General features: G+C 38.6%; 12 protein-coding genes. All 12 read left to right on the top strand.

Annotated elements, in window-relative coordinates; translation table 11 throughout:
* Positions 1–378: 378 nt before the first annotated feature.
* The 12 genes from M3Z76_RS16070 (at position 379) to csrA (ending at position 9380) form a co-directional block, all read left to right on the top strand.
* Positions 379–900, top strand: a complete 522-nt coding sequence (locus M3Z76_RS16070) for a DUF4440 domain-containing protein (protein ID WP_293926889.1) — start codon at positions 379–381, stop codon at positions 898–900.
* A gap of 180 nt (positions 901–1080) precedes the next feature.
* The gene (locus M3Z76_RS16065) at positions 1081–1923 is read left to right on the top strand and encodes a DegV family protein (protein WP_293926886.1); all 843 of its coding nucleotides are present in this window, start codon (positions 1081–1083) and stop codon (positions 1921–1923) included.
* A gap of 205 nt (positions 1924–2128) precedes the next feature.
* A complete protein-coding gene (locus M3Z76_RS16060; protein ID WP_293926883.1) occupies positions 2129–3460 on the top strand; it encodes an ATP-dependent helicase ComFA in 1332 nt (443 codons plus the stop codon).
* Positions 3426–4022, top strand: a complete 597-nt coding sequence (locus tag M3Z76_RS16055; RefSeq protein WP_293926881.1) for a ComF family protein — start codon at positions 3426–3428, stop codon at positions 4020–4022. The genes M3Z76_RS16060 and M3Z76_RS16055 overlap by 35 nt, the downstream gene beginning before the upstream one ends.
* Positions 4023–4086: 64 nt before the next feature.
* Entirely contained in the window at positions 4087–4500 is a 414-nt protein-coding gene (locus M3Z76_RS16050) for a TIGR03826 family flagellar region protein (protein ID WP_293926878.1), read from the top strand.
* A 193-nt stretch (positions 4501–4693) separates the two neighbouring features.
* A complete protein-coding gene (gene flgM / locus M3Z76_RS16045; protein ID WP_293926875.1) occupies positions 4694–4954 on the top strand; it encodes a flagellar biosynthesis anti-sigma factor FlgM in 261 nt (86 codons plus the stop codon).
* Between the two features lie 27 nt (positions 4955–4981).
* Entirely contained in the window at positions 4982–5476 is a 495-nt protein-coding gene (locus tag M3Z76_RS16040; protein ID WP_293926872.1) for a flagellar protein FlgN, read from the top strand.
* Positions 5477–5532: 56 nt separating this feature from the next.
* Entirely contained in the window at positions 5533–7113 is a 1581-nt protein-coding gene (gene flgK / locus M3Z76_RS16035) for a flagellar hook-associated protein FlgK (RefSeq protein ID WP_293926869.1), read from the top strand.
* Between the two features lie 39 nt (positions 7114–7152).
* Positions 7153–8073: a flagellar hook-associated protein FlgL gene (gene flgL, locus M3Z76_RS16030; RefSeq protein ID WP_293926866.1), complete on the top strand. Its 921-nt coding sequence runs from the start codon at positions 7153–7155 to the stop codon at positions 8071–8073.
* A 57-nt stretch (positions 8074–8130) separates the two neighbouring features.
* The gene (locus M3Z76_RS16025; protein WP_293926864.1) at positions 8131–8697 is read left to right on the top strand and encodes a DUF6470 family protein; all 567 of its coding nucleotides are present in this window, start codon (positions 8131–8133) and stop codon (positions 8695–8697) included.
* A gap of 17 nt (positions 8698–8714) precedes the next feature.
* Complete coding sequence (gene fliW / locus M3Z76_RS16020) at positions 8715–9158, top strand: flagellar assembly protein FliW (protein ID WP_293926861.1); 444 nt, start codon at positions 8715–8717, stop codon at positions 9156–9158.
* Positions 9159–9380: a carbon storage regulator CsrA gene (gene csrA / locus M3Z76_RS16015; protein ID WP_293926858.1), complete on the top strand. Its 222-nt coding sequence runs from the start codon at positions 9159–9161 to the stop codon at positions 9378–9380.
* The last annotated feature ends 196 nt before the right edge of the window (positions 9381–9576 follow it).

Here is a 9576-nt window from a genome sequence, read left to right as displayed (position 1 = left end):
GCAAATAAATCGGGAAAAGCGCAAATAAATTCGAGAAGCCGCAAATAAATCGGGAAAAGCGCAAATAAATTCGAGAAGCCGCAAATAAATCGGGAAAAGCGCAAATAAATTCGAGAAAGTCGCAAATAAATCGGGAAAAGCGCAAATAAATTCGAGAAACCGCAAATAAATCAGGGAAACCTACAAATAAAATGGCAAAGATTTTATAGAAATCATCCTTGTCAGTTCAAAAAACTGAATGCAACTATGTTAAGCCATAATTATTTTGAAATCAAGATGAAACCTCCAATGAACTAGTACGTCTATATGAGACGAAATATCAAATAAGCAGATATGCATAAGATATGCTACAATATGTGCGCAGGAGGTTTTGAAGAAATGAAAAAATGGTTGATTATGCTAATGGCTGTATTAACATTAGCAGCATGCGGAAACAAAGAAGAACCGTTAAGCGCAGAACAAACGGCTGAAATAATTGAAGAGGGTACGGTTGGCTTTGAAATGATGGGTGACAAAATTGAAGAAGCTGCTAACGTGCCAGCTGAAGAGCGCGATAAAATTATCGCTGTTTTCAATGAATATATTGCATCGTTTAACGAAGAGGATATGGAACGCTATAGTGCGACACTTTCTCAAAATGCCACAGGCTTTGATTATGAAAAGGATTTAGTTGAGGCACAAAAAGCCTTTGATGCATATACAATCAATCGTCAGGCAAGCGATATTACGATTGTGAAATATGATGACAATGAAGCGCAAGTTTATGCGAACTTAGACATCAATATGATAGAGGATGAAACGGATACAGAGCTTTCAAGCAAAGGTCGCCAAGTTACCGTCCTAGTAAATGAAGATGGAGCATGGAAAGTAACAAGCGTGTTTTATATTGGTAATGAATAAGCAGAAATTTAATTTTATGTTCCACTTTATAGCTACATAAGGTAGAATTATGTTGATTCAGTGTAAAATGTCCCCATATTTATTGAATCAACATAAGCCTCTGGCGGATGTCACAGATAAAAAATCTGGACGCAATTGCGCTAAGGCGTAATTGATGATAGTAGAGGAGTGGAAGTATTAATGAAAATTGCAATTGTAACAGATAGTACAGCCTATTTAACAGAAGAGGAACGCAGTCGCTATAATATTCATATGATTCCTCTAAGCGTTAATTTAGAAGATGGCATCTATGAGGAAGAGGTCGAAATTACAGCCTCTGAATTTTATGATAAAGTGCGAAACTCTAAAGTTTTTCCAAAAACAACACAGCCCCCAGTTGGCAAATTTGTCGAGCTATTTGAACAGCTTGCTAAAGACTATGATGAAGTCATTTCCATTCATTTATCAAGCGGTATTAGTGGCACATTCAGCGGTGCAGTACAGGCTGGTAATATGGTTGAGGGCATTAAGGTCACAGCTTTTGACAGTGAAATTGCTTGTTCACCACAAGGAATGTACGTATTAGAGGCAGCGAAAATGGTGGAACAAGGTGCCACTGTAGAAGAAATTATCGCACATTTAGAAAGCATAAGACCAACATTAGGAGCTTATTTTGTCGTTGATGATTTAGCACATTTACAGCGTGGTGGTCGCTTATCAGCTGCTGCAGCATTAATTGGTGGCTTGCTTCAAGTGAAGCCTGTGCTCCACTTCGTTGATAAAGTTATCGTGCCATTTGAAAAAATTCGCACGCGCAAAAAAGCGCTACGTCGTGTTGAAGAGCTATTAGCTCAAGCGATAGAGCAGCATGGTGATTTGCAAGCAACTGTTATCCATAGCAACTGTGAGGAAGAAGCAGCTGAATGGATGAAACAATTACAGGCAACGCATCCAAACGTTAGCTTTAAACTAAGCTACTTCGGCCCAGTGATCGGCACACACTTAGGTGAAGGTGCATTAGCGGTAGGCTGGCTGAAAAAATAATGATGAACCGAGTGCCTGGAAGCTACTTTTTCCAGGCATTTTTTAGCATTCGCCAATAAAATGTGTAAAAGCGCCAATAAAACTCACAAAAGCGCCAATAAATCTATAAAGGAGATGATCCCATATATTGAAAAGAACAAAAAAAGCGCATTACAAAGGCTTTCTTCTCAATTTTCAAATTGCTAACTTTATGGAGGGACGTATCATGCGCCGTGAAGACTTACCTTACTCCCTAGACTTAATTGATAACTATATAAAAAGAGACTTATTTATCAAGCATGAAGCCATTTCAATGACAAAAAAACTACTGAAAAATCACTATCGCTGTAATCGTTGCTTCAACACAAAGCAAGCTAAATTTATTCATTATCGCTGCGCTAAATGTGAGCGGATTTGCACATACTGTCGCCACTGTATCACAATGGGGCGTGTAGCGAGTTGTACACAGCTCTTCACATGGAATGGACCTCACAAACGCAATATCAAAAAGCATCAACTTCATTGGACAAGCACACTGACAGAATTGCAGGCAAAGGCAACCGAGCAGCTAATCGAAAGCATTGCACAAAAACGTTCGCATCTCCTGCATGCAGTTTGTGGATCTGGAAAAACAGAAATTCTTTTTCTTCCTATATACGAAGCGCTACAACAAAATTTACGCGTCTGTATCGCCACACCACGTACGGACGTAGTATTAGAATTAGCTCCAAGACTACGAAAAGTACTACCATCGACAACAATCCATGAACTATATGGAGATGCCCCAGCACAACAAGGCTATGCACAGCTCATTATTGCAACAACACATCAGCTCTACCGTTTTCACGAAGCCTTTGATGTCATGCTAGTAGATGAGGCAGATGCCTTCCCATACACATTTGATCAATCATTGCAAAAAGCTGTCTTAAAGGCAAAAAAAGCAGATGCTCCAATTGCTTACGTGACAGCAACACCATCACCACAACTTTTAAAGCAGCGAGAGGGGTACTCCTTTATCCCAAAGCGCTATCATAACCATCCATTACCTGTCCCACGCTTGCAATCATTATTTCGCTACAAACAGCAAATTCAAAAAGGCAAGCTCCCTAAAAAACTACAGCAATGGGTAGAGCGATGTATCACTAGAAAACAGCCCTTTCTTATCTTTTTCCCGACTATTGACATGATAGAGCAAGCCTTGCCATTGTTTTGTGAAAATATTTTAGGCGTCCATGCAGAGGATCCACTGCGTAAAGAAAAAGTGTTGCAGCTACGCAATGGAGAAATCCATGGCTTACTTACGACGACTATTTTAGAAAGAGGCATTACAATTGCAAATTTGCAAGTAGCAGTTGTTGGGGCAGAAAGTGCCATTTTTACTGCAAGTGCACTGATTCAAATTGCGGGGCGTGTTGGGCGTAGCCGTGAATATCCGACTGGTGATATCGTCTTTTTTCATCACGGAATCTCGTTAGAAATGGATGAAGCTAAATCAGAAATTGAACGACTAAATGAGGTGGCATATGGACAAGGAAGTACACAATTGCCTACTATGTGAACGAGAGCTACAGCAGGTGATAACATGGAAAACACTATTTGAACGTAGCTGGCCACCTGTCATTTGCGAAAGATGTGAGGAGAAATTTGAAAGAGCCCATTATGAAAAAGATGGCATCATAGCACTCTATCAGTACAATGATATGATGAAACAATTTCTCCACCAGTATAAATTTTCACAAGATATTGTCTTAGCAAAGATTTTTCGTCAGGAGATACATGAATGCTTAAACTATCGTCAAGAAACGATTGTGCCAATTCCGATGCATCCATTAAAAAAGAAAGAGCGCACATTTGCACATATTGATGAATTACTGCACGCAGCGGAAATTCCTTTTCAACACTTACTAGAAAAAACAACGATAGAAACACAGGTAGGAAAAAGCAAAGAGCAGCGTCAGCAAGTAGCACCACTTTTTACTTGTAATAAGGAGCTAGAGATGAATCACTATATATTAATAGATGACATTTTGACGACAGGAACAACGATTGCGCATGCTAAAAAAGCACTGCTTGATGCAGGGGCACAAAGTGTAAGTGCCATTGTCTTAATAAAAGGATGACAAAATATTAATTATTTATTGTATAATGAAAGAAATGAAGCGAGGCATTTAGGAGGGAAATATTATGGCGGAGATTAGAAACTGTCCAGAATGCAATGAGTTTTTTAATTATACAGGCTTGCGTGACGTGTGTCATAAATGTGCACAAAAAGAAGAAGACTTATATCAAATCGTCTATCGCTTTTTACGTAAACGCGAAAACCGCGCAGCCAATGTGGAGCGCATTGAGGAAGCAACAGGTGTAAGCAAAGATTTACTATACAAATGGGTGCGTAAAGGGCGGCTACATCCAGCGACATTCCCGAATTTAGGCTATCCGTGTGACAATTGTGGACGTCTTACGACAACAGGCAAGCTTTGTGATAATTGCCAAAATGACTTAAAATCTGATTTACGCACATTTGATGCTGCGAAGGAATTCCGAGATAATATTGCCCAAGCTGAGCGCGGCACATATTTAGCTGCCAAAAAGAAATAAAAACGACACAGGCGAAATCAACTGCGATTTTGCCTGTGTTATTTTTATCCCCCATTAAGCCTTGGAAAAAGGCGGGTGGTAACTGTCTGTAAAAGCTCGATTGTTAGCTTTCACTTTATTACAATTATAGGCTAAACAATATTTAAACATTACCGAAATATAATGTAGAAGAACTTTGAGAGGAGGATGATGTATGAAAATCAATCCAATTAATTTAAAAGCAATCAATTCATATAAACCACAGCTACGACCTGTCAAACAAACAGAGCAAGGCGCATCTTTTGCAGACAAAATTGAAATTTCTTCAGCCGCAAAAGAAATGCAAGTCACAGCTGATTACAATACAGAACGCGCGGTACGTGTACAGCAGCTAAAAGCTGATATTCAGTCAGGTGAATATAAAGTGAATGCCCGACAAGTAGCAGAGGATATGCTGAAATATTACCGTTTCTAAAATTTGCACTAAAGGAGCATATAACATATGTCAGTGCTAACAATACTGGAAAAACTAGAGCGTATGCACAAAAGCTTATTGGAGCTTGCGCTAAAAAAAACAGACATTATAAAAATAAATGATATAGCAGCGCTAGATGAGCTCATTAAAACCGAGCAGGCGCATGTAGCAGCAATTAACACGCTTGAACAACAGCGTCAGTTGATGGTAACGGATTACCTACGAGCAAAAGGAATTGCTTACACTGACACACCAACTGTAGCAGAGCTAATTGATGCTATTGATAGCGACGAGGAAAAACAGCAGCTAATCGCCACAAGAGACCGTCTGCTAACATTATTAACAGAGCTAAAAGCACGAAACGATTTAAACCAAAAGCTTGTCTATCAATCACTACAAATTATTAATATCCAATTAGAACCATTCCGACCACAGCGCTCCGATTCATTCAACTACTCAGGTGACGAAGTGCGCGGCCAAGCAAATCAAAGAAAAGTAACATACTACGACTCGCAAGCATAAGGCGCTTGTAATAAAATATTACAAGCGTTTTTGCTTGAATTGATAGGAGGAACACTATGCGTTCAACATTTATGGGGCTAGAAGCAAGTAAATCAGGACTATTCCTACAGCAAACAGCGCTTTACACAACGGGACACAATATTTCCAACGCAAATACACTTGGTTACTCACGTCAACGTGTCAATATGCAAGCAATGCCAGGATATCCACATCCAGGTTTAAACTCACCTAAATATCCAGGGCACTTAGGTACGGGAGCTGAAGCACACTCAATTCAGCGTATACGTGATGAATTTACAAACATTAAATACCGTCAAGAAACTAATAAACTCGGCTATTGGGAAGAACAAACAAAAGCAATTTCCCAAATGGAAGACATTTTAGCTGAGCCATCAGAGTTTGGAATTAATAAAGCCTTCGATAGCTTCTGGAAGTCGATGGAGGATGTCGTAACAGATCCAAAAGATTCTGCCGCGCGTCAAGTAATGATTGCTAAAGGCCGTGCATTAGCAGAGGCATTTAACTACTCGGATAAACAATTAAAAACAGTTCAAAGCAATATTGGCTCTGAAATTAATTCATCTGTTAGTACAGTCAATTCACTATTAAGACAAATTGCAGCAATTAACAAGCAAATAATGGAAGTGGAACCGAGTGGCTATGTAACGAATGATTTATATGATGCGCGTGATGTATTACTAGATAAATTAAATGAATATATGCCAGTATCAGTTGAGCGTGTTCATTCAGGGGGCAATGCAAGTGCAGTAGCAGAAGGTAGCTTAACAGTTACATACACACCAGTTGGTAGTGCTACACCAATTATTTTAGTACATGGTCGAGATGCAGCAGAAATTAGTGTAGTCAAAAATGGCGGAGTTCCACTAAATGGAGATACACCACTTGACCCATTCGAAGCGATGCGTATTGACTGGCCAGCAGATGCCATTACACAAAGTGATCCAGACAAGCTTTTATCTGGTGCTACATTACCAACAGGTGCATCGTACGGCTATGACACTTTTGAAAAGGGAAAAGGTAAGTTGCTATCCTTAATTAACTCATATGGTTATACAGACCCTGTGACAAATCAAGTAAAAGGGCTATACCCAGAAAATTTAGCGAAGCTTGATCAATTGGTAGCAGAATTTGTAACTGCTTTTAATACAGCACATCAAGCAGGCTTTGATAAGAATGGAAACGCAGGTCTTAATTTCTTTGATGGTACAACAGCAGAAACTATCCGTGTACGAGATGGTATCCTGCCAGAAGAAGTTGCAGCAGCTGACATAGCAGGAGAATTAGGGAATAACAAAAACATTTTAGCTATCGCGAAAATGCAAACAGACCCAGCGAGCTATAACTTAGGTGGCGCAACATTCCAAGGCTTCTTCAAATCCTTAATCGGTGATTTAGGTGTTATTGGACAAGAGGCAACTCGTCAAGAATTCAACTCAGCTACACTACGTTTAACAATTGAAAACAAACGTGCATCTGAAAGCTCTGTATCGCTTGATGAAGAAATGACAAATATGATTACATTCCAACAAGCCTACAACGCAAACGCACGTATGATTACAGTCGTTGATGAAACATTAGACAAAATTATCAACGGTATGGGACGAGTAGGTCTATAGAACAATACAAATAAGTAACTGAAGGAGAGGAGCAACAAAATGCGCGTTACACAATCAATGCTTTCAAGCAATATGCTTCGCAATTTAAATACAAGCTATGGCAAGATGGGCAAGCTACAAGAACAGCTATACACTGGTAAAAAAGTAAACCGCCCATCTGATGACCCAGTTGTTGCAATCAAAGGCATGGCTTACCGTACAGAACTTGATAGAACAGATCAGTATAAGAGAAATATTGGTGAGGCGAATACATGGTTGGATGCAACAGATGAGGCGCTAGGACAAGCAGGCGATATTTTGAACCGTGTGAAAGAGCTTGTTGTACAAGCAGCCAATGACACAAATACAGAAGATGACCGCAATAAAATGAAGCAGGAAATTGAACAAATTCGTAATCATTTAAAAGATATAGCAAATACACAAATTGGAAATAAATATATTTTCTCTGGTACGCATACAGACATGCCATTGTACGAAAATGGTGTGGAGAATCCGGCTCTAATAGGTGCAACAGGGCTTGATGAAGAAATTGAAATAGATGTTTTTGAAGCAGTACGAATTAACATTAATACGCCAGGGCAGCAGTTATTTGAAGATATCGATGATTTAATGGCAGATATTGCAGATGCTCTTGAAACAGGAGCTGTTAATAATAACGGAACGTATATTGGAGGATTACTTGGAGATTTGGCTTCGGGCTCCAATGGAACTTTAGCAAATGCGCAAAATGTAGTCCTTGAAAAACGTGCTGATGTAGGTGCGCGCCAAAATCGAGTAGAATTAATGGAACAGCGTTTAGATATGCATGAAATCTCAACAACAAAGCAAATGTCTATGAATGAAGACACAGAATATGCTGGAACAATTACAGAGCTTGTTACACAAGAATCAATTCATCAAGCAGCATTGTCAGTTGGTGCAAGAATTATCCAGCAAACATTAGTAGATTTCATGCGATAAAAATACAAAGCGTTTGAACAAATTGTTCAAACGCTTTTGTTGAAAGGTGGGAAATAAATGCGATTACCACAAATTCAAATTCAAACAACAGATATTCAAATAGATTTACAAATTCATAAGCCTGTACAGCATATTGAGCAACCTAGAGCACAGCAATCTATTGCACAACCTGCGGCAACGTTAGAAATTCATACGAGAAAAGGTGAGCTATCAATCGATTCATCAGATGCCCGAAGAGATTTAGGCTATTATCCAACAGGTGAGATGATTAAGCGTTATGCACAGGAAGGTCATCAAGAAATGATGAAAGGAATTTCAAGACGTATACGTGAAGGTCGACAAATGATGCTGAGTGCAGGCAAAGGGCAAGAGGGGGCTGTTATTCAACAAATTGCAGTACAAAATACAGGTCCAAAGCGTCCAGGGCCGTACAATATTAAATTTATACCTTCAATTGGCTCAGTAAAAATAAAATATAAACCTGCGACAGTAGATGTAAATATCCAACGCAATCAACCAAACATTGACGTAAAGGTGAACAAGCCAATCCACGACTATACACCTGGTAAAGTAACGGGTACAATGATACAAAGACCACGTGTAGATATTGACGTTATTGGTTAAAAGGAGAGGGCATCAAAATGAATATTGAAACAAAGTTTTTAGGACAAATAGAAATTGATGAACAAAATATTTTAACATTTGAAACAGGCTTACCAGGTTTTTTAGATGTGCATAAATTTGTTCTCCTACCACTAGATGCAGATTTGCCATTAGTTGTACTACAATCTGTGGAACAACAAGAATTGGGCTTTGTGCTGGCATACCCATTCGCTTTTAAAAAGGACTATATGTTTGAAATTAGCGAAGAAGAAAAAATAGATTTGCAAGTTGAAGAAGAAGAGGATGTTATTGCTTATACAATCGTTACATTAAAAGAAACATTCTCAGAATCAACAATGAATTTATTAGCCCCAATCATCATTAATACAAAGAAAAAATTAGGAAAACAAATTGTTTTGCAGGATAGTAAGCGTTATCCTTTGCGCCATCCCATTGGATCGATGGAAGGAAGTGCTAAATAAATGCTTGTATTATCAAGAAAAATAGGCGAATCGATTATGATTGGTGATCAAATCGAGGTAAAGGTTCTAGCTGTTGAAGGAGATCAAGTGAAGCTAGGTATTGTAGCCCCAAAAGCAGTAAAAGTTCACCGTGCTGAAGTATTTGAAGCAATACAGGAACAAAATAGAGAGGCATTAACATTCTCAAATGAACTGTTGAATAAATTTAAACTGAATAAATAATAGCGGAGACTAATAATTATAATTGGTTTATAAAAGTAAATAATGGGAATTTAAGGATGTTTAAATTCCCCCTTCTCTGTTTTCATCTCGCATGTAAAGCTTGTATAACTCATACTTTAAGCTGAAATTTATAAAATAAATGAAATGGCATACACTTAAGGTTTTAATAGTTGAATCAATTTCATAAATCGATTTT

This window comes from Metasolibacillus sp., from assembly GCF_025291715.1.
Classification (GTDB): Bacteria; Bacillota; Bacilli; order Bacillales_A; family Planococcaceae; genus Metasolibacillus; species Metasolibacillus louembei.
The sequence above is the reverse complement of the archived record's forward strand: the minus strand, read 5'-3'. Positions and strand labels throughout refer to the sequence as shown.